Source organism: Novosphingobium sp. MBES04, from assembly GCF_000813185.1.
GTDB classification, from domain to species: domain Bacteria; phylum Pseudomonadota; class Alphaproteobacteria; order Sphingomonadales; family Sphingomonadaceae; genus Novosphingobium; species Novosphingobium decolorationis.
The window spans coordinates 2,718,321-2,737,964 of sequence record NZ_DF850488.1; the positions used below are offsets into that span (position 1 = coordinate 2,718,321).

Below are 19,644 nucleotides of genomic sequence, written 5' to 3' on the forward strand. Positions count from 1 at the left end.
TGCCGCGGGCAGTCTCGCGTGTCCCATCCGGTTGTGCAAGGATTGAGCTGTGAGCGCTGAAGACACCCCCGAACTCGCCTACGATATCTCGCAGTGCGTCCACCGCGCGGACCTCGTGCCTGAGGCCCTGGCGCTCTGGGATGGGACCGCGCTGCCGGGCCTGGTCCTGCGCCGTCTGGCCGACGGGAGCCTGCGCAGCGCGCTGGCCACACCCGCGCAGGGCTGGCAGGCGACGAGCGCGCGGGCCGATGGGGCCCTGACCCAGCTCTTCGTGCTCGAGGGGCAGGTCCGCATTGGCAAGAGCCTGCTCGGGCCTTGCGGCTTCGCGGTGCTGCCCGGCGACCGGCCGCTGGACGTGGAGGTGCTGGCCGACAGCGAGTGGATCGTCATCGTCGATGCGCCCGTCGAAGGCACCTCGCCCGAACCGGTACTGCACGCGGATTGCCGCGCGATCGATCCGTTCGTGCCGGTGATCGAGGGGCGCCGGCTCGATGGCTTCGAGCGCCGCGTCCTCTGGCTCGACCCGCGCAGCGGGGCGGATACGCGCCTCCTGAAGGTGCCGCCGCGTTTTGGCGGCGTGGGCGGGGGCAACTGGCACCCGGTCGAGGAGGAAATCTTCTGCATCGAGGGCGATATCCAGCCCGACGACACCCGGCCCATGAAGGCGGGCTCGTTCCTGTGGAACCCGGCGCGCTCGATCCACGGTTTCAATGAGCGGACCGAGGGGGGCTGCATGCTCCTGGAATGGCACGACGGCCCTTGGGACCTGCACCTGGCTTAAACGAAAACGCCCCGGCGGGGTGGCCGGGGCGTTTCGTGTTCGGACTTCGTCCGCAACTATGGGGTCAGGCTCAGTCCTTTGCCCACTTGCGTTCGAATTCCCAGACCTTGTCGAAGCCGATCAGCTCGCAGAACTCCTTGAAGTCGAAGAGTTCGGGGCCTTCGAGGCTGGTGCCGGTTTCCTTGAGGCGCTGCAGCGAAACCTCGACCGCGCGCGCGGCGACCAGCGAAGTCATGGCCGGGAAGATCGCCATCTTGAAGCCGAGCTCTTCCAGCTCGCTGACCGGACGGATCGGGGTGAGGCCACCATCGGCCATGTTGGCAAGCATCGGCGTGTCGATCGTCTGGCAGATGCGGCGCATGTCGTCGGTGTTGGTCAGCGCCTCGGGGAAGAGGATGTCCGCGCCCGCTTCGGCAAAGGCGCCCATGCGGTCTTCCACGGCGTTGTAGCCGCCGCTCTGCATCACGTCGGTGCGCGCGATGATGAGGAACTTCTCATCCTTGCGCGCGTCGCAGGCGACCTTGATCTTCTCGACCATGTCCTCGACGGGGATTACCCGCTTGAAGGGCGTGTGGCCGCACTTCTTGGGAAATTCCTGGTCCTCGATCTGCATCGCGGCAACGCCCGCCTTCTCATAGGCAAGGACGGTGTGGTGCACGTTGAGCAGGCCGCCAAAGCCGGTGTCGGCGTCCGCAATGACCGGGGTCTTGGCGCTCTCGACCAGCTTTTCCATACGGTCGACCATCTGCGTGACCGAGGCAATGCCCGCATCGGGCAGGCCCAGGCCGCTGGCGGTCAGCCAGTAGCCGCTGCCGTAGACGGCATCGAAGCCGACCTTGCGCGCGATGACGGCGGTGATCATGTCCTGAATGCCGGGGGCCGTGACGAACTGGCCGGACTTGACCATGTCGTAGAGGCGGGTGTCCTGCATCGTGTCTTCCTTTATCTTCGCTCTGCCCGGACACGACGCAAGGGCACGGCGCGAGGGCAGGAAACAGGGGCGTGGCTTTGCACTTCGGCTGCGGTTTCGCAGGATGCGCCACAACCGGGATAGGGCAGTCTATCCGTATTGCGGATGAGACGGGACGCGCGCGATGGTCAAGGGCGGCCGTGCGCGGCACGCTCCGGACATGACCCAGAAGCCCGTCCCTGTTTCGCGCGTTGTCCCCAATGACGGCACGCAGGCGCCCCAAGTGCAGCCTGACGCCATGCCCGATGCCGGGGCCTGGGCCCTCATTGCCGGGCTGCTCATGGTGATGACCGTGTGCCATGGCATCATTACCTCGGACCTGCCCGCGCTCGACAGCGCGATTCTGGCGGACCTTGGCATCAGCCGCGGCGCGCTCAAGCTGCGCGAGACGATCTTCTTGCTTTCGGCCGGGGTGTCGGGGCTGGCCATCGGTTTTCTGACCGCGCGTGTGCGCCCCTCGCGGATCGTGCTGGCGGGCCTCGTGCTCCTGGCGATTACGCTCACCGCCTATGGCCATGCGCGCAGCATCGGGCAGATTTATGCGCTCTATGGGCTGCTGGGGCTGTCCTTTGCCTCCTCGCACGTGGTGATCGTGGTGCTGATGGTGCGCGCGCGGTTTTTGGGTCTGCGCACACTGGCAACCTCGATTGCGCTTTCGGGCACGAGCATCGGCGCGGCGATCTTCCCCTCGCTCGCGGTCTTCGCACTGGAGCAGGCGGACTGGCGCAGTGTCCTGCGCGCGGCGGCCATCATCCCGCTCGCGCTGTTGCCGGTGGCCGCCGTGCTGGTGCGTTCTCCGAGGCCGAACAGGCATGAGGAGATGCCGGTTGCGGCGGCGAGGTCGGGACCGCTGCTCGGCGCGTTCGCGCAGGTTCCGCGCCATCGCCTGGCGCTGGCGCTGCTGTTGGTGGCGACGTTCGGGACGTTCTTCGCCTCGACCGCGTTCCTGCTCAACCTCTTCCTCTACCTTCAGGATATCGGTCTTGGCGCGCGCATGGCGGCGCTCGGCATGACGCTGGTGTTCCTGACTGGCCTGTTCGGCAAGGTGCTGGTGGGCGCGGCGGCGGAGCGCTGGGGGACCAACCGGGTATGGAATTCGCAGCAGATGCTGCTGCTTGCAGGCGCCCTGCTGCTCAGCCTTGGCGGGCCCATGATCGCGTTTGTAGGGCTGGTGCTGCTCGGCGCAGGGTGGGCCGGGTGCTACGTCCTGACCCAGGTGGTCATCGCCAATTCGTTTGCCGGACCACGGCTGGGCCAGATGACGGGCGCCTTCATCGTCTTTGAATCGATCGCGTCGGGCTCGGGCGTGTTCGTGGCGGGGCGGCTGTTCGACCTGTTCGGCAGCTACCGCCCGGGCTTTCTGATCTGCGCCGCGCTCATTGCCGGCGCAGCGCTGGCAGCCTTCCTATTCCGCCGCCTCGTCGAAGGCGGGCATGCCGTTGCCCATCGCGAAGAGCCCGTCGGCGATCCTGGCTGAGACCCCGAGCATGGGTTCCAGGTAGCGTTCGATGGCCTGGCTGAGCGGCATCGAATTGGCAAAGTAGACGAAGGCCAGCGCGCCCAGCAGATCGCCGCACCCATCGAAGATCGGCACCGCGATCGAGGAGGTCTTGCCCGGCGTCGCCGAATAGGGCGTGCGCGCGACCGCTGCATAGCCGCATTCGCGGATGCGGACCTGCGCCTTGCCGCTCTGGAAGTCGCGCAGGATCACGGTGTCGAGCGGCTCGTGGATGCGCTGCGACTGGGAGAGCAGCTCGGCCTGTTCGGCCTCGTCCGAGAACGAGAAGAAGACCTGCCCCGAGGCCGACGCCAGCAAAGGCACCTGCCAGCCGGGGTAGTAGTTGTTGAAGGTGAGCGTGGTCTGCGTGCTGGTCGAATCGCGCACCACCATCTTGCTTCCCACCCGGGTCACGACGCTGAGCGGCCAGTGGTGATCGCGCGTAAAGCCCTGGATCAAGGGGCGCGCCACGTTCACCAGGCGATCATGGTTCTGGAAACCGCACGAGAGCGTCTGGATAAGCGCGGTCGGGCGGTACCGCTTGCGGGTCGGTTCGCGCTCGATCAGGCCTTCCTCGATTAAGGTGTTCACGATGCGATAGGCGGTCGGATAGGGAATACCCGCCGCGCTCGAGATTTCGGTGAGGCCCAGCGATCCGTAGCGGTTGATGGCCTGGATCACGTTGATCGAGCGCGAGAGCGACTGGATCACGTCCTTGCCCCGGAAGGGCTCGGTTCCGGCGGGGGACGCGGCGGGCGAAGCGACGAATTCAGGCACGGGCATCTCGCGGTTGCTGCATTGATCTGGATCAAAAAAGTTTGCCGAAAGCGACTTTGAGTCAAGCCGATCCACCGCCTGGCGAGAGAGAATCTCCATGCCACGAACATTGGCGCGCGTGGCTGGCGCGCTGCCGTTCGGCCCATGCCGCGATACGGATGGTGCGCTGGCCTGTCGTTTTACCTGTCTGCCCCGGGTGCAAGACCTTGGCTCCCGGCACCAATGCGGCCGCCGGGAGAACGCACAACGGAGTACGTGGCAATCATGAATAGATGCGAAGTCCTGGTCGTGGGCGCGGGCCCTGTCGGCGCGACCTGCGCAGCGCGCCTTGCGGCAATGGGCATCTCGGTGACGCTGATCGAACAGGAGCCGGACTGCGCCCACGACCTCAGGGCTTCGACGATCCACGCCTCGACGCTTGAAATGCTCGACGAGATCGACGCGGCCGAGCCGCTGATCGGCATGGGCCTGAAGGCGCCGATCTACCAGATGCGCGACCGCCGCAGCGGCGAGGCCCTGCGCTTCGACCTGACCGAACTGTCCGACCTCACCCGCTTCCCCTTCCGCCTCCAGTGCGAGCAGCACTACCTGGCCAAGCACCTGGCTACCAAGGTGCAGGAAGCCGACGGCATGGACGTTCATTTCGGCTGCCGCCTCATCGATGCCCGCCAGAACGGCGAAGGCATCGTCGCGACGGTTGAGCAGGACGGCGTCCAGCGCGAAATCGCCGCGAAGTTCCTCGTCGGCGCGGATGGCTCGCGTTCGGTCGTGCGCAAGGTCATCGGGGCCGAATTCGATGGTTTCACCTACGAGGAGAAGTTCGTCTCGATGTCGACCCGGCTCGAGATCGAGAAGGCGATCCCCGACCTCGACTACGTGAACTACATCAGCGATCCTGACGAATGGCTGGTCCTGCTCAAGGTCCCGGGCATCTGGCGCGTGCTTGTGCCCGGCGATGGCGATGTCAGCGACGAGGACCTCATCAGCGACGCCAACGCCGACCAGATCTTCAACCGGATCGTGGGGCATGGCAATGTCGAGACCACGCACCGCACGATCTATCGCGTGCACCAGCGCGTCGCCAAGAAGTTCGTGGAGGGGCGCATGGCGATCATCGGCGATGCCGCACATCTCAATAATCCGCTGGGCGGCTTTGGCATGAACAGCGGCATCCACGATGGCTGGAACCTCGCCGAAAAGCTCTGGATGATCCTGCGCAAGGACGCGGATTTCGAGGCGCTTGCCAAGTTCGAACGCCAGCGCCAGGCTGTCACGCGCTCGTTCATCCAGGCCCAGACCATCGAGAACATGGAGAACATGGGCGAGACCGACCAGACCGCGCTCGCCGCCAAGCGCGAGAAGATGCGCCGTGTCCAGGCCGATCCGGACGCGCGCCGCGCCTACCTGCTGCGCCAGGCCATGTTCTCCAGCCTTGCACAGGAAAGGGAAATCGCATGACAGGACCGATCACCGAGCCGGCGCTGCGCAAGGCAGCGGGCCCACTCGACCACGTGCGCGGCAACACGCTCGACTGGGAGATGCTGGGCACCCACGGCCTCAAGCGGCGCAAGCTGGGCGAGGATCCTGAGACGGGGCATGTCACCAACCTCGTCTACATCCCGGAAGGCTGGCGGGGCGGGGGCGTTGCGCACTTCCACGATGCCTTCGAGGAAGTCTACATGCTCGAGGGTTCGGTGACGCTCGATGGCAACCACTACTTTCGCAAGGGCGTCTACTTCTATCGCCCGGGCCACATCGTGCACGGCCACGATGAACGCTCCGAGGAGGGCGCGCTGGCTCTCGTGCGCAGCGACGGGCTGCTCTCACTTCAGCTGATCCATGAGCCTGAGCAGCCCATCGAGTATCCGCTGCCCGCCGCCGACGATGCGCGAGGTCACGTCTTCGAACTGGCCATCGCCGATGTCGCGCCCCGGCCCGATCCCGCGCTGCCCGAAGGCTGGACGAGCAAGACCTTCAGCACCGATCCGCGCAGCGGCGCGCGCACGTTCGAGGCGCTCGTTCCGGCCGGTTGGCAGGGCGAGGCCGCGGCCCTTGGTGTGAGCTGGGAAGCCTACGTTCTGGACGGCGCGCTGGAAGGCGCGGGCGAGACCTGGAGCGCGGGCGACTATACCGTTGGTGCGTCCGACACCCCGCTGCTGGGCGCCACCGCCAGTCTCGAGGGCGCGCGTATCCTCGTCTGGACCTTCGGAGCCGCTTCGTGAAGGCCGCCCGGCTCCACGCCCCGGGTGACATCCGCGTCGAGGACGTCGCCAGGCCGGAGCCGGGCCCCGGACAGGTTCTCGTCCAGGTCATGGCCTACGCGCCTTACGGCACGGACGTGGGGACCTACCTCAACCGGGGTGGGCGCTATGTGAAAAGCTATCCGGTCGGCATCGGCGCGGACTTTTCCGGCATCGTCGCCCAGCTTGGCGCGGGCGTGGAGGGGCTGGCCCCTGGCGACAGGGTCAGCGCGCTCGCGCTCGACCACTGCGGGGCCTGCGCCAACTGCACGAAGGGCCGCCACAACCTGTGTCTTGATCCGGCGTTCCGGACCCCGGCGCGGCAGACCTGCTGCGAGGAATACACGCTTGTTTCGGCGCGCAAGCTCGCGGTCCTGCCCGATGCGGTCGGCTTTGAAGATGCCGCGATGCTGGCCGGGCCCGTCGATGCGCTCAACGCCTTTCGCCGTATGCGGCTGGAGGCGGGGCAGCGCGTCGGCATCGTGGGCGTGGGCGCCATGGGGCTGGGCGCGGTCGCCATGGCGCGGGCGCTGGGGCTCGAGGTCGTCGCCATCGGGGGGAGCGGGCGCCGCTCCGATCTCGCCGGGGAGCTTGGCGCAGCCCACCTCTTCCCGATTGCCGCCCATGGTGAAAGCGTCGCTGAGCGTGTGCTTGGCGCGTTCCCGGAAGGGCTGGACGCGGTGATGGAGACCACCGCCTCGGCCTGGGGCATGGACGAGGCTTTCGCCGTTGCCGCGCCGGGCGCGCGTGTCGCGCTGACCGGCGGCGGCGACCTTCCCGTCAGCAACTGGCAGATCGTCGAGCGCGAGCTGGAGATCCTCGGTGTGAAGGCAGGGCCGGGACAGGTCGAAGTCCTGGAATTCATCGCCCGTGGGGACCTCTCCCTCCGCCCTACGATCACTCGGCGCTTCGCGCTGGATGACGTGGCCGAGGCCTTTACCCTGCTGGCCGGACCCCAAGCCCGCGATGTCGGGCGTGTCATAATCGAGATCGGAGAGACCGCGTGACAACCGCAAGTGCCCCGCGCACCTTGTATCGCAAGCTCTGGGACAGCCACGTCATCGAAGTCGTGCCCGGAGCGCAAGGAGAGGGTGAGGAAAGCCGCGCCGCTCTCATCCACGTCGACCGCCACTTGCTGCACGAATGCAGCACACACCAGTCCTTCGAGGCGCTGCGCAGCAACGGGCGCACGGTCCACCGCCGGGAAACCCACCTGGCCGTGCCCGACCATGCCGTTTCGACCGCGCTCGATCGCCTCAGCATCGCGCAGGATGATGGCGCGGCGGGCGCGCAGGTTGCACGTCTTGCCTCCAACGTCGCCGAGTTCGACATTCCCTACGTACCGCTCGACGATGCGCGCCAGGGCATCGTCCACGTCATGGGCCCGGAGCTGGGCTTTACGCTGCCCGGCATCACGCTTGCCTGCGGCGACAGCCACACCTCGACCCACGGGGCCTTTGGCGCGCTGGCCTTCGGCATCGGCGCGAGCGACTGCGAGACCGTGCTCGCCACCAACGCCATCGTGCAGAGCCGCGCGAAGACCGTGAAGGTCGAACTCTCCGGCACGCTGGGCGCGCACGTCACGTCCAAGGACGTCGCGCTGGCGCTGATCGGGCGCTACGGCGCAGGCTTTGCTACTGGCTGCGCGGTCGAGTTCACCGGCGAGGCGGTGCGCGCCATGTCGATGGCCGCGCGCATGACCTTGTGCAACATGGCGATCGAGGCGGGCGCCCGCATCGGCCTCGTCGCCCCGGACGAGACCACCATCGACTACCTGCGCGGCCGTCCGCTCGCGCCGCAGGGCGAGATGTTCGAGCAGGCCGCGACCTACTGGCGCACGCTCGCCAGCGACCCGGGGGCGGAATACGACCGCACCGTCGCGCTCGATCTTGACGCGCTCGCCCCGCAGATCACCTGGGGCACCAACCCGCAGGACGCGGCTCCCGTCGATGGCACGGTTCCGGCCGCGCCCGAGGACGCCGAAGCGGCACGCCAGCACGCCAAGGCACTGGCCTACATGGGCATCGAAGCGGGCATGCCCGTCACCGACATCGCGGTCGACGTGGTCTTCATCGGCAGCTGCACCAATGGCCGCATCGAGGACCTTCGCGCCGCTGCCGCGGTCGCCCGAGGCCGCAAGGTGGCCGACGGCGTGCGCGCGCTTGTCGTGCCCGGCTCGATGGCCGTGCGCGCACAGGCCGAAGCGGAAGGGCTCGACACGATCTTCACCGAGGCCGGGTTCGACTGGCGCATGGCGGGCTGCTCGATGTGCGTGGCGATGAACGAGGACCGCCTCGCCGAAGGCGAGCGCTGCGCGTCGACCTCCAACCGCAATTTCGAGGGCCGCCAGGGTCGCGGCGGACGCACCCACCTGATGAGCCCCGCGATGGCCGCGGCTGCGGCCGTGACCGGGCATATCGCCGATGTCCGCACGCTCGAGGAGATCGTGGCATGAAGCCTTTTGAAAGCCTGACCAGCCCGGTTCTGCTCCTGCGCGAGAACCGCATCGACACCGACATCATCTACCCCGCGCGCTTCCTGCTCATCATGCAGCGCGAGGGGCTGGGGCAGCACTTCTGCGCCGACCGCCGCGTCGATTTCGAAGGCAACGCGATCGCCAATCCGATCGACGAGGCCAAGGAACGCGGTGCGGGCATCCTCATCGCGGGCCGCGAATTCGGCTGTGGGTCGAGCCGCGAACAGGCGGTCTGGACGATCAAGGACTTCGGCATCACCTGCGTGATCGCGGAAAGCTTTGGCGAGATCTTCCAGGCCAACTGTCTGCGCAACGGGGTCCTGCCCATCGTCCTTGATCCCGCGACGGTCGAGGAACTTGCCGCTTTCGGCAAGGAGGGCGAACTGAGCGTCGACCTCGTCGCGCGCACGATCACGGCGGGCGAGAAGGTCCTCGACTTCGAGATCTCGGACAATGCGCGCGAACGCCTGCTCAAGGGCTGGGACGAAACCGGCATGATCCAGAGTCGCTGGGGCACCGCGATCTCGACGTTCGAGGAGGGCCAGCGCGCCGCGCAGCCCTGGCTTTACGAGCCGCTCGCGATCTGAGGCGAAAGACCCAGGAACACAGTATCGGGAAGGGCGGCGAAGTAGGGGTTTCGCCGCCCTTTTTGCTGCGCGCGAAAAATGCAACTCAAGTCCGTTGCGCGCGCTCGAACGAAAATTATAACAACGTCTACGTAAATTTCGCGTCGTGCGCTAATTTGCGTGCGGAGTCGGGCGTGGTGAAGCTCTTGGTTCGGCGTCGAACCGGCGTTACCACGGGGCATCGGACGGCTTTGCGCCGGGTATCTCGGACAAGTGCCGGGGCCTGCGCAAGTCGAACGGAAACAAACCCTTTGCAAGAAGGGAACCCGAAGCGCGCGCAGGCCTTGTTCCCCAGGCAGGGGCAAGGGCCGAAGCAAGACGCGGCAATTGGGCGGAGACGATGATGAGTGAAGGCAAGACCACCTCGAAGGCCAAGGCCACCAAGTCGGCCAAGACATCGCGCGGAAGCGATGATCTGGCGCAGATTCTGGCCGATCAGATCCGCGCCGGACTCCTGCCCGGTGACGGCGCGAAGGACGAGCCCTGGATCGAGGACGCCGCGGCGTTCCTGCTCGATGCGGCGAAAACGCGCGAGGATGGCGAGAGCGTGGTCGAAGTGGCCTCGGCGGGCGAGGAACGCCCGGTTCTGCGCGTGGCGCTCATCAACGAGGACATGCCCTTCCTGGTCGATTCGACCGCGGCCGCGCTCGCTGCGCTGGGCCTCGTGATCGACCGGCTGGTCCACCCCATCGTCAATGTCGCGCGCGAGGCGGACGGGACGCTCTCACGCTTTGGCCCGGATGGCCATGACGAGGCCTTCACCCGCGAATCGATGATCTACATCGAGATGGCGCGCGTCGATGCCCGCCAGCGCGGCGAACTCAAGCGCACTCTGGAATCGATGCTGGCCGACGTGCGCAGCGCGGTCGCGGACTGGCCGCGCATGGTCGATGCGCTCCACGAGGACGCCTCCACCATCGCGGACCGCGAAGGCGCCGCCCTGCTGGAGTGGTTCGCCTCAGGCATGCTCACGATCCTGGGGCACGTCACCCGCGGGCGTGATGAAAGCCATTCGAAGCGCCTGGGCATCTGCCGCCGCGGGGTGAAGACGCTTCTCTCCGATGCCAGCTACGAACGCGCCTTCGCCACGTTCGATGCCCAGCTTGCCGAGGGCAAGCTGACCGCGCCGATGGTGATCAAGGCCAACCGCGTGTCGAGCGTGCACCGCCGCGTCCCGCTCGACCTGTTCCTCGTGCCTCTCGTGGAAGAGGGCAAGGTCACCGCGCTTTCGGTCCATGCCGGCACCTGGACCAGCGAGGCGCTGGCCTCGCCGCCCGACCGCGTACCGCGCCTGCGCGGAGTGCTTGCGCGCATTGCCTCGAACATGAACTGCGATCCGCGCAGCCACACCGGCAAGGCGCTGGCGCATGCGCTGACCAGCCTGCCGCACGACTTGGTGCTCGGTCTGGAAGATGCCGATGTCGAGCGGCTGGCGGGCACGATGACCGGCCTCGTCGACCGGCCACGGCCGCGCCTGCTGCTGGCGACCGCGCCGCTCATGCGTCACCTCTTCGCCTTCATCTGGCTGCCGCGCGACCTGGTCTCGACCAAGATGCGCCACCGCATTCAGGCACTGGTCGAGGAAGCGGCCAACGCGCCCGCGCTCGACTGGACGCTGGTGGTGGAATCGGGAAGCCTGGCCATGCTGCGCTACACCTTCGACATTCGCGAAGGCGCGCAGGAGCCCGACGAGGCCCAACTCGACCATCGCCTGCAGGTGCTGCTGCGCGGCTGGACCGAGGCGGTCGCCGCCGTCCTTGCCCAGCAGCTTGAACCGGCGCGCGCCAACGCCATCGCGGGCCGCTATGCGGAAGGCTTCCCGCTTGGCTACCGCAGCGAATACGGCCCGGCCGAAGCCGCCATCGACATCGCCCATATGCGCAAGATCGTGGTCGGCGAGGCGGGCGAGGCCGCACGCGCCACGGGCCAGCGCGACGCGCGCCTCTACGCCCATGAACAGGACGAAGAGGGCAACCTGCGCCTGAAGATCTACCAGGCTGCGGGCCAGCTGCCGCTCTCCGATGCGGTACCGGCGCTTGAGAACTTCGGCTTCCGCGTCCTGGCGGAAGTGCCGACCGTGCTCGACCAGGGGCGCATCGGCACGATCCACGACTTCACGCTGGAACTTCCCGCAGGCACCGAGCCCCATGCGGTGCTGGGTCTCGCGCCCATGATCGAGGACACCTTGTGCGCGGTCCTGAACGGCGAGGGGGAGAACGACGCCTTCAACCGCCTCGTCCCCGGCCTTGGCCTCTCCAAGCGCGAGGCCAACTGGCTGCGCGCCTTCTACCGCTACCTGCGCCAGGGCGGCATGCACTTTGGCATCGCGACCGTGGTCGAGGCGCTGCTCGGCGCACCCAAGGTGACACTGGGCATTGTCGACCTGTTCCGCGCGCTCCACCAGCCTGACTTCAAGGGCGACCGCAAGGCCGCGCAGGGGAGCGCGGAAGAAGCCATCCGCGAAGGCCTGGCCGGGGTTGGCGCCATCAACGATGACCGTCTGCTGCGCGCCTACCGCGACCTCGTGCTGGCCATGCTGCGCACCAATGCCTTTGCCCCGCACGCACAGGTGGCGCTGGCCTTCAAGTTCGATTCCGCAGGCGTTCCCGGGCTTCCCAAGCCGCTGCCCTGGCGCGAGATCTTCGTCTATTCGCGCCGGGTCGAGGGCATCCACTTGCGGGCCGGGCCGATCGCACGCGGCGGCCTGCGCTGGTCCGACCGGCGCGACGACTTCCGCACCGAGATCCTGGGCCTGATGAAGGCGCAGCGCGTCAAGAACGCGGTGATCGTGCCGACTGGTGCGAAGGGTGGCTTCTATCCCAAGCAGCTGCCCGATCCCACGCGCGACCGCGCAGGCTGGGCGGCCGAGGGGCAGGCGAGCTACGAGATCTTCATCGCAACCCTGCTCTCGGTCACCGACAACATAGTCGAGGGCAAAGTCGTCCATCCCGAATGCGTCGAGATCCGCGACGGCGAGGACCCCTACTTCGTGGTCGCGGCCGACAAGGGCACGGCCAAGTTCTCCGATGTGGCCAATGGTATCGCGGAATCGAAGGACTTCTGGCTCGACGACGCCTTCGCCAGCGGTGGCTCGAACGGCTATGACCACAAGGCCATGGGCATTACCGCGCGCGGCGCCTGGGTCTCGGTGCAACGCCACTTCCTCGAAATGGGGATCGACGTGCAGAGCGACCCGGTCCGTGTCGTGGGCTGCGGGGACATGTCGGGCGACGTGTTCGGCAACGGCATGCTGCTCTCCAAGGCGATCAAGCTGGTGGCGGCCTTTGACCACCGCCATATCTTCATCGATCCCGATCCCGACCCGAAGACCGGCTGGGACGAGCGCAAGCGCCTGTTCGAGCTCACCCATTCAAGCTGGGATGATTACGACAAGTCGCTCATCTCCAAGGGCGGCGGGGTCTTCCCGCGCTCGATGAAGTCGATCCCGCTGAGCCCGGAAATCCGCAAGGCGCTGGGCGTCGAAGTCGAGGCGCTCGACCCGGATTCGCTGATTTCGGCGATCCTGTGGGCCAAGGTCGACCTCCTCTGGTTCGGCGGCATCGGGACTTACGTGAAAGCCTCGAGCGAGAACAACGCGACCGTGGGCGATCCTGCCAACGACGCGCTGCGCGTCAGCGCCAACGAAGTCGGCGCGCGGGTCATTGGCGAGGGCGCGAACCTGGGCGTCACGCAGGCCGGGCGCATCGAGTTTGCGCTCAAGGGCGATGCGGGCCGTGGTGGGCGCATCAACACCGACTTCATCGACAACTCGGCGGGCGTCGACTGCTCGGACAACGAGGTCAATATCAAGATCGCGCTCGCCGCGGCGCGCCGGGCGGGCAAGCTTACCGAGAAGAAGCGCGTGGCGCTGCTGCGCGACATGACCGACGAGGTCGCCGAGATCGTACTCGAGGACAACCGCCTCCAGGCGCTTGCCCTTTCGATTGCCGGGCGCGGCGGAGCGGACACGGTCCACTCGCACATCCGCCTCATCGAAATGCTCGAAGAAGGTGGCAACCTCGACCGCGTGACCGAAGGGCTGGCCGAGAACGAGACGCTGGTGCGGCGCGGGCAGGACGGGCGCGGACTGGTCCGCCCTGAGCTCGCCGTTCTCCTTTCGAGCAGCAAGCTGGTCCTGCAGGCCGCCATCGAGAACAGTTCGTTGCCCGATGGCGCGACTCTGGAGCCGATGCTGGTCGGGGCTTTCCCCGAGCCGATGCAGGCCAAGTACACGACCTTCATCCGCGAACACCGCCTCGCGCGCGAGATCATCGCGACCAAGCTTGCCAACCGCATCGTCAACCGCCTGGGTCTCGTCCATCCCTTCGAGGTGGCCGAGGAAGAGGGGGCGACGCTGGGGCAGATGGCCGCGGCTTTCGTGCTGGCCGAGGACATGTTTGATCTGGGCGACCTGTGGAGCCAGCTCGAGACCGCCGAGATGCCCGAAGAGGCGCGTCTTGCGCTGTTCGACCGGGCTGCGGGCGCAATGCGCTCGCACATGGCGGACCTCCTGCGGGCCGGGGCAGGACGCGTGGCGCCGGGCGAGCTCAAGGACCGTCTGAAGGGCGGCATGAAGATCCTGAAGGCTGACGTCTACGATCTCCTGGGTGAACACGCGCAGGGGCAGTCGAAGCGCATCTTCGAGAGCCTACGCGAGCTTGGCGCACCCGAGGAGCAGGCCCGCGCAGTGACGCGCCTGTTCGACCTCGATGGCGCGGTCGGCATCTCCGACCTTGCCGCCGAGACGAAGATCGCGGCGCGCGAACTGGTGGAGGCCTTTACCTCGCTGGGCGCCGGGCTGGGGCTCGACTGGGCGCAGGCGAGCGCCGCCCTGATGACGCCGACCGACCCCTGGGAGCGCTTGCTGGTGGCGGGACTTGCCCGCGATTTCCAGCAGATGCGGCTCGATTTCCTGAAGGCGCTCGTGCGCACCAAGGCGGGCAAGGACGATCTCGACGGCGCGACCGCACAGTGGACGCGCGAGAATGCGGCGGCGATCTCGGCCTTCCGTACGGTCGTACGCCGGGCCGAGGAAGCAGGCACTCATACGCCCGCGATGCTCGCGCAGATCGCGGTGCAGGCGCGCAACCTGCTCAAGCGCTGAGCGTGCCTCGTACGCGGCGGGTCAGTCCTTGGGCTGGCCCGCTGCGGGCGGGTGGACGAAGCGCTTGGCGATAGTGCGGGCCAGCCAGGGACCGAGCAGCAGGATCGCGGCCATGCGTGCGGTCTGGAGCGTCATCACGAAGCCCACGTCGACGGGCGAGGACGCCGCGACGATGGCAATCGAGTCCATACCGCCCGGGCTCGTCGCAAGGTAGGCGGTGGCGATGCTGACGTGTGCGATGCGCGAGAGGCCCAGGCCCAGCAGGAAGCAGGTCCCCATCATCGCGGCAATAGCAACGAGGACGGCGGGAAAGACCGTGCGGGCGCGCTGGATCGTCTCGATCGTGAAACGCGAGCCGATGCCCCAGCCCACCACCATGTAGGCGACGGCGAGGAGCGCGCGCGGGGCCGCGAAGCTCTCGACGAGGCCGCTCGCATGGAGAATGGTGCCCAGGACCAGTGGTCCCAGGATATTGGGAGCCGGCAGGCGCACGAGGCGCCCGAGGAACAGCCCCGCCGCTGCCGTAGCGAGCGTCGCCAGCATGGGCATGGGAGCGACCGGCCAGAACCAGGGCTGCGAGGCGGTGGTGACCGCGTGGGCGGAGCTTTCCTCGCCCAGCGTCATCGCCAGCGCCGAGGCGCCCAGCGTGACCATGACCACGCGGACGTAGGTCATGAAGGCGACCATGCGGAAGTCCTCGCCGCTGTCGCGCGCCATCAGCACCATGCGGTCGCAAGGCCGGGCGCCGAACCCCAGATCGCGACGGCGCCCGGCAGGATGCGAAAGGCCGCCAGAAGAATGCCCGTGCCGAAGGCGACGAAGAGCGTGGCGAGCGCGCCGCCGATGAAGATCGGCCAGTCGGCGGCAAAGCGCGCGACGACTTCGGGGCCCATTGAGGCGGCGATGAGGCAGCCGACAATGGACTGCGCGGCTGCGAAAAGGCCCGGGTCCGCTTTCATCTCGTAGTCGCGCAAGGCGAACGCGATGGCCGCGAACATGGGGCCGAGCATAAGGCTGGCCGGGATGTGAAGGAGGTTTCCGCCCGCGCCCAGCACCACCGAGAGGGCGATGAGAGCAAGCCAGCGCTGCGGGTGCGAAGGAAGAAGGGTCACGCGGGTTCCGGCGCTGTTGTGCGGGAGAGGGCTGATCTCCCCGCTCTGCGCGCAGGTGCGGTCAAAAGCAATCCTTCGCACTTGCAGCAATCCGGCTGGCGGATGAAGTGGGCTTGGCCTCAGCCCAGCGGAAGCTTGAGCGGTGGCTTGATCGTCTCGAGCACGATGATCGATTTCACGTCCCGTACGCCGGGGATGCGCAGCAGGGATTTGAGCGTGATCTGCGAGAGATGCTCGACATCGCGCGCGATGACATGGACCAGGTAGTCCATGTCGCCGGTCACCGCATGGCAGGCGATGACATAGGCGTTGTCCTGGATCGCGCTTTCGAAGCGTTCGATATTGACGTCCGAATGGGCATCGAGGTTGATGAGCACGTAGGCGTTGAGCTCAAGCCCCAGCTTGCGCGGATCGAGCACGGGCTGGTAGCCCCGGATCACGCCGTCTTCTTCCAGCTTGCGGATACGGCGGCTGACCGGCGTCGCCGAAAGCGCGGCGTGTTCGGCCACTTGCGCCACGGGCATGCGCGCATCTTCCTGGAGCGCGGCGAGGATCTTCCGGTCGAATTCGTCCAGCGGCATGAATCATCCAATCCCAGGTTGTTTCTTGGTGGAATACACCATGAAGGCCCTTCTGGGGAGCGCAGTGCGCACGAAACCGGCGCGGGGCCTGTGGTACTATCTCCCTCATGAAGACACCGCAGACGACAACAAGCGCAAGTGGTCTTCGTGGAGAGTATGGCAAGGTGGGCGCGGACTACACCGCCGCGCAGGAGTGGGATGCCTATACGCCCGCGATGCACGACAGGTGGCGCCGCCTTTACCAGGCGCAGGCCGAACTGACGCGCCGGCACGGGTGTCGCGCGTTTGGTGAGGGTTTGGCGCGGCTCGATTGCGCGCAGGCTATTCCGCGCTTTTCGGACGCGAACCGCGTGCTGGAACCGGCCACCGGCTGGCGGCTCGTCGCCGTGCCCGGGTTCATCCCCGACGCGGTTTTCTTCGAGCATCTGGCCCACCGCCGTTTCCCGGTGACCCGCTGGCTGCGCGAGGAGCACGAGCTCGACTATCTGGTGGAGCCCGATGTGTTCCACGACTTCTTCGGCCACGTGCCGATGCTGCTCGACCCGGCCATCGCCGATTTCCTGCAGGCCTATGGCACGGCGGGCGCGCGGGCGATGGAACTGGGCGCGCTCGACATGCTGGCGCGGCTCTACTGGTACACCATCGAGTTCGGCCTCGTGCGCGAGGACGGCGAACTCAAGGTGTTTGGCGCAGGCATCCTGTCTTCGGCAGGCGAGACGCGCTTCTCGGTGACGGACCCAGACGTGCTGCGCCTGCCCTTCGATCCCTTGCGGATCATGCGCACGGGCTACCGCATCGACGCCTTCCAGGAGACGTACTTCGTCCTCGATAGCCTGCCTGAACTCGTCGAGCGGCTCGTCGCGCTCGACCTTACGCCTTTCTATGCGCGCTGGCGCCACACGCCGCCGATTGCCCCGGGCGCGTGCCTGCCGGGCGAGACGACATTTGATAATCTGGGAGAGACTGCATGACCGACCTTTTCGAAAACCCGATTGGCCTTGACGGCTTCGAGTTCGTCGAGTTTTCCGCGCCCGAGAAGGGCCTACTCGAACCTGTGTTCACCGCGATGGGCTTTACCCGCGTGGCGCGCCACCGCTCCAAGGATGTGGAGCTGTGGCGCCAGGGAGGGATCAACTTCATCACGAACTATGAACCCCACAGCCCGGCCTGGTTCTTTGCGCGCGAGCATGGCCCTTCGGCCTGCGGCATGGGGTTTCGGGTCAAGGACGCGCGCGCGGCCTACGAGGAATTGCTGCGCCGCTCGGCCGAGCCGGTTCATGTCGAGACTGGTCCGATGGAGCTGCGCCTGCCTGGCATCCGCGGGATCGGCAATTCGATCATCTATCTCGTCGACCGCTACGAAAGCGCGTCCGATCCGGCGGCTCTCTCGATCTACGACATCGACTTCGCGTACTTGCCCGGGGTCGAGCGCCATCCGGCGGGCGCGGGCTTCAACACGATCGATCACCTCACCCACAACGTCTACGGCGGGCGCATGGCCTACTGGGCGGACTACTACGAAAAGCTCTTCAACTTCCGTGAGATCCGCTATTTCGACATCAAGGGCGAGTACACAGGCCTTACCTCCAAGGCGCTGACGGCCCCGGATGGGCGCATCCGTATTCCGCTCAACGAAGAGGGCGAGGGCGGGAAGGGCCAGATCGAGGAATTCCTGCGCGCCTTCAACGGCGAGGGGATCCAGCACATTGCCCTCATCACCGATGACCTTGTCGCCGCGTGGGACCGCCTCAAGGACCTGGGCGTACCTTTCATGAGCGCGCCGCCTGAAACCTACTACGAGATGCTGGCCGAGCGCCTGCCCGGCCATGGCCAGGACGTGGGCGAACTGCAGGCGCGCGGCATTCTCCTCGATGGAACGACCGAAGGGGGCGCTCCGCGCCTTCTCCTCCAGATTTTCGCCGAGGCGCAGGTGGGCCCCGTCTTCTTCGAATTCATCGAGCGCCAGGGCGACGATGGTTTTGGCGAAGGCAACTTCAAGGCGCTGTTCGAATCGATGGAGCGTGACCAGGTCCGCCGCGGCGTCCTCCACGTCGAGGAAAACGGCTCGAAGGATTGAGACAGACGGGGGAAGGTGGACCGTTCAGGGAGCCACCGCCTCCGCCGCGTGCCGGACCTCCCTTCCTCCGGGGCGAGGTCCGGCACGCCCCCACATGAGACACCGGGAGAGAATGCCATGACCCAACTTCCTGCACCGTCGCTTGGCGGCATCCACCACGTTGCGTACCGCTGCCGGGATGCGAAGGAGACCGTGGACTTCTACCGGGACGTGCTGGGCATGGATTTCCAGCTCGCCATCGCGGAGGACAAGGTGCCCTCTACCGGCGCGCCCGATCCCTACATGCACGTCTTCCTCGATTGCGGGGGCGGCAATGTGCTGGCCTTCTTCGAATTGCCCAATTCGCCCGCGATGGATCGCGACCGCGCGACGCCCGAATGGGTCCAGCACATCGCCTTCAAGGTCGACAGCGAGGACGATCTGCTCGCGGCCAAGGCACGCCTCGAGGCCCGCGGGCTGGACGTGGTGGGGCCGGTTCACCACGGGGTGTTCAAGTCGATCTACTTCTTCGACCTCAATGGCCACCGGCTGGAACTGGCCTGGCAGTTCGGCACACCCGATCAGATGGGACGCCTCAAGGCCGTGGCCGACGATATGCTGGAGGAATGGAGCCGCACCCGCCGCGCGCCGCGCCATGCGGCCTGGCTGCATGAGGAGGCGGCGCAGGGCTGAGGCGACTGGGGTGACGCCATCCGTCATCGAACAGGGAAAGTAAGAGGAAGAAGCGATTTCAAGGGGCCATCGCCCCTTGACCCCAGAATGGGCGACCTCACCTTTCTTAGCCAGCGCGGCGTGTGGTACGTGCGGCAGAACGTGATATCTCACTCATAATTTTAGGGCTTCGCACTTCTTCGTGAGGAAATTAGCTTTCACATTTACATGTGATGAAGTTTGAAGACTTCAGGACTAAGCGAGAATGTAATCCATCAAGGTTCGGAAAGAGATAGTCTGACAAGTTGAAGGCGCTCACCCGCGAGTTAGAATTCGATGAAGCTGGAGTGCTCTGTAGTCGGCTGCCTTGGTGGGTCGCGAAAGTTGGAGAAGCCAACGTGAAGTATTTTCTCTCAGCGCTGGTCGCGCTTACCTGTTCCGGCCCTACTTTGGCTCAAGGCTCTGACCCGGCGAAAATGATCCTATTTCACAATCAAGGGGTTGCCGTTACAGATTTTCTGAGTATCGCGCGCTGCGAAGCCGCTCGGCGCGCAATTCTGCAAGCTGTGGCGAAAGACAATGCGAGATTGCCGCCTCCGGAAGTGCTACCTGATGGTGGTACAATATTTACGCTGGAAACCACACCTCCAAAAATGATCTGTGTTCCGGCCTAAAAGGCAAGTTTGTGAAGGATGTAGTCATCAACGAAAAAGCCCGCCGTGGTGACCGGCGGGCTTTTCGTGTCATCGGG

15 protein-coding genes and 1 pseudogene are annotated in these 19,644 nt (G+C 66.4%); 12 read left to right on the plus strand and 4 right to left on the minus strand.

All coding sequences use genetic code 11. From position 1 onward, the window contains the following. Positions 1-49 precede the first annotated feature (49 nt). Positions 50-781, plus strand: a complete 732-nt coding sequence (locus MBENS4_RS12105) for a cupin domain-containing protein (RefSeq protein ID WP_039391030.1) — start codon at positions 50-52, stop codon at positions 779-781. Between the two features lie 70 nt (positions 782-851). Here the strand turns inward: MBENS4_RS12105 and MBENS4_RS12110 are convergent, their stop codons facing one another. Next, complete coding sequence (locus MBENS4_RS12110) at positions 852-1,712, minus strand: isocitrate lyase/PEP mutase family protein (RefSeq protein ID WP_039391032.1); 861 nt, start codon at positions 1,710-1,712, stop codon at positions 852-854. Positions 1,713-1,911: 199 nt separating this feature from the next. On the opposite strand from MBENS4_RS12110, the gene MBENS4_RS12115 reads away from it, so the two are divergent. Beyond that, complete coding sequence (locus MBENS4_RS12115; RefSeq protein ID WP_159108054.1) at positions 1,912-3,228, plus strand: MFS transporter; 1,317 nt, start codon at positions 1,912-1,914, stop codon at positions 3,226-3,228. On the opposite strand, the gene MBENS4_RS12120 is transcribed toward MBENS4_RS12115, so the two are convergent. Then, on the minus strand, positions 3,157-4,026 hold the full coding sequence (locus MBENS4_RS12120; RefSeq protein WP_159108055.1) for a helix-turn-helix domain-containing protein: 870 nt from the start codon (positions 4,024-4,026) through the stop codon (positions 3,157-3,159). The genes MBENS4_RS12115 and MBENS4_RS12120 overlap by 72 nt on opposite strands. 264 nt (positions 4,027-4,290) lie before the next feature. Between MBENS4_RS12120 and MBENS4_RS12125 the strand changes: the two genes are divergently transcribed. The 6 genes from MBENS4_RS12125 to MBENS4_RS12150 all read left to right on the plus strand — a co-directional run bounded on the left by MBENS4_RS12125 (position 4,291) and on the right by MBENS4_RS12150 (position 14,472). Continuing rightward, positions 4,291-5,484: an FAD-dependent oxidoreductase gene (locus tag MBENS4_RS12125; RefSeq protein ID WP_340140818.1), complete on the plus strand. Its 1,194-nt coding sequence runs from the start codon at positions 4,291-4,293 to the stop codon at positions 5,482-5,484. After that, on the plus strand, positions 5,481-6,248 hold the full coding sequence (locus MBENS4_RS12130; protein WP_039391037.1) for a cupin domain-containing protein: 768 nt from the start codon (positions 5,481-5,483) through the stop codon (positions 6,246-6,248). The genes MBENS4_RS12125 and MBENS4_RS12130 overlap by 4 nt, the downstream gene beginning before the upstream one ends. Next, complete coding sequence (locus MBENS4_RS12135) at positions 6,245-7,273, plus strand: zinc-dependent alcohol dehydrogenase (protein WP_039391038.1); 1,029 nt, start codon at positions 6,245-6,247, stop codon at positions 7,271-7,273. The genes MBENS4_RS12130 and MBENS4_RS12135 overlap by 4 nt, the downstream gene beginning before the upstream one ends. Beyond that, positions 7,270-8,721: a 3-isopropylmalate dehydratase large subunit gene (leuC, locus tag MBENS4_RS12140; RefSeq protein ID WP_039391039.1), complete on the plus strand. Its 1,452-nt coding sequence runs from the start codon at positions 7,270-7,272 to the stop codon at positions 8,719-8,721. The genes MBENS4_RS12135 and leuC overlap by 4 nt, the downstream gene beginning before the upstream one ends. Beyond that, positions 8,718-9,329 carry a 3-isopropylmalate dehydratase small subunit gene (leuD, locus tag MBENS4_RS12145; RefSeq protein WP_039391040.1) on the plus strand — a complete coding sequence of 204 codons (612 nt, stop codon included), beginning with the start codon at positions 8,718-8,720 and terminating at the stop codon, positions 9,327-9,329. Before leuC ends, leuD begins: the two co-directional genes overlap by 4 nt. Positions 9,330-9,711: 382 nt before the next feature. Next, positions 9,712-14,472: an NAD-glutamate dehydrogenase domain-containing protein gene (locus MBENS4_RS12150; RefSeq protein WP_039392307.1), complete on the plus strand. Its 4,761-nt coding sequence runs from the start codon at positions 9,712-9,714 to the stop codon at positions 14,470-14,472. 21 nt (positions 14,473-14,493) lie between these two features. On the opposite strand, the pseudogene MBENS4_RS24135 reads toward MBENS4_RS12150, so the two are convergent. Then, positions 14,494-15,482, minus strand: a pseudogene (locus tag MBENS4_RS24135) (AbrB family transcriptional regulator). Positions 15,483-15,703: 221 nt separating this feature from the next. Next, the gene (locus MBENS4_RS12160; RefSeq protein WP_039391041.1) at positions 15,704-16,165 is read right to left on the minus strand and encodes an Lrp/AsnC family transcriptional regulator; all 462 of its coding nucleotides are present in this window, start codon (positions 16,163-16,165) and stop codon (positions 15,704-15,706) included. 107 nt (positions 16,166-16,272) lie between these two features. On the opposite strand from MBENS4_RS12160, the gene phhA reads away from it, so the two are divergent. From phhA to MBENS4_RS25400, 4 genes are all read left to right on the plus strand, one after another. Then, complete coding sequence (gene phhA / locus MBENS4_RS12165; protein ID WP_039391043.1) at positions 16,273-17,136, plus strand: phenylalanine 4-monooxygenase; 864 nt, start codon at positions 16,273-16,275, stop codon at positions 17,134-17,136. Next, positions 17,133-18,242: a 4-hydroxyphenylpyruvate dioxygenase gene (gene hppD, locus MBENS4_RS12170; protein ID WP_039391044.1), complete on the plus strand. Its 1,110-nt coding sequence runs from the start codon at positions 17,133-17,135 to the stop codon at positions 18,240-18,242. The genes phhA and hppD overlap by 4 nt, the downstream gene beginning before the upstream one ends. A gap of 117 nt (positions 18,243-18,359) precedes the next feature. Further along, a complete protein-coding gene (locus MBENS4_RS12175) occupies positions 18,360-18,914 on the plus strand; it encodes a VOC family protein (protein WP_039391046.1) in 555 nt (184 codons plus the stop codon). A gap of 284 nt (positions 18,915-19,198) precedes the next feature. Then, positions 19,199-19,567, plus strand: coding sequence for a hypothetical protein (locus MBENS4_RS25400; protein ID WP_144400905.1), 369 nt, complete (start codon positions 19,199-19,201; stop codon positions 19,565-19,567). Positions 19,568-19,644 lie beyond the last annotated feature (77 nt).

Bases quoted from the DNA above. Each gene is read 5' to 3' on its own strand.
- MBENS4_RS12130 (WP_039391037.1), top strand. From the start codon at position 5,481: ATGACAGGACCGATCACCGAGCCGGCGCTGCGCAAGGCAGCGGGCCCA.
- MBENS4_RS12125 (WP_340140818.1), top strand. From the start codon at position 4,291: ATGAATAGATGCGAAGTCCTGGTCGTGGGCGCGGGCCCTGTCGGCGCG.
- MBENS4_RS12110 (WP_039391032.1), bottom strand. From the start codon at position 1,712: ATGCAGGACACCCGCCTCTACGACATGGTCAAGTCCGGCCAGTTCGTC.
- phhA (WP_039391043.1), top strand. From the start codon at position 16,273: ATGAAGACACCGCAGACGACAACAAGCGCAAGTGGTCTTCGTGGAGAG.
- hppD (WP_039391044.1), top strand. From the start codon at position 17,133: ATGACCGACCTTTTCGAAAACCCGATTGGCCTTGACGGCTTCGAGTTC.
- MBENS4_RS12160 (WP_039391041.1), bottom strand. From the start codon at position 16,165: ATGCCGCTGGACGAATTCGACCGGAAGATCCTCGCCGCGCTCCAGGAA.
- MBENS4_RS12175 (WP_039391046.1), top strand. From the start codon at position 18,360: ATGACCCAACTTCCTGCACCGTCGCTTGGCGGCATCCACCACGTTGCG.
- MBENS4_RS12115 (WP_159108054.1), top strand. From the start codon at position 1,912: ATGACCCAGAAGCCCGTCCCTGTTTCGCGCGTTGTCCCCAATGACGGC.
- MBENS4_RS12150 (WP_039392307.1), top strand. From the start codon at position 9,712: ATGAGTGAAGGCAAGACCACCTCGAAGGCCAAGGCCACCAAGTCGGCC.
- leuD (WP_039391040.1), top strand. From the start codon at position 8,718: ATGAAGCCTTTTGAAAGCCTGACCAGCCCGGTTCTGCTCCTGCGCGAG.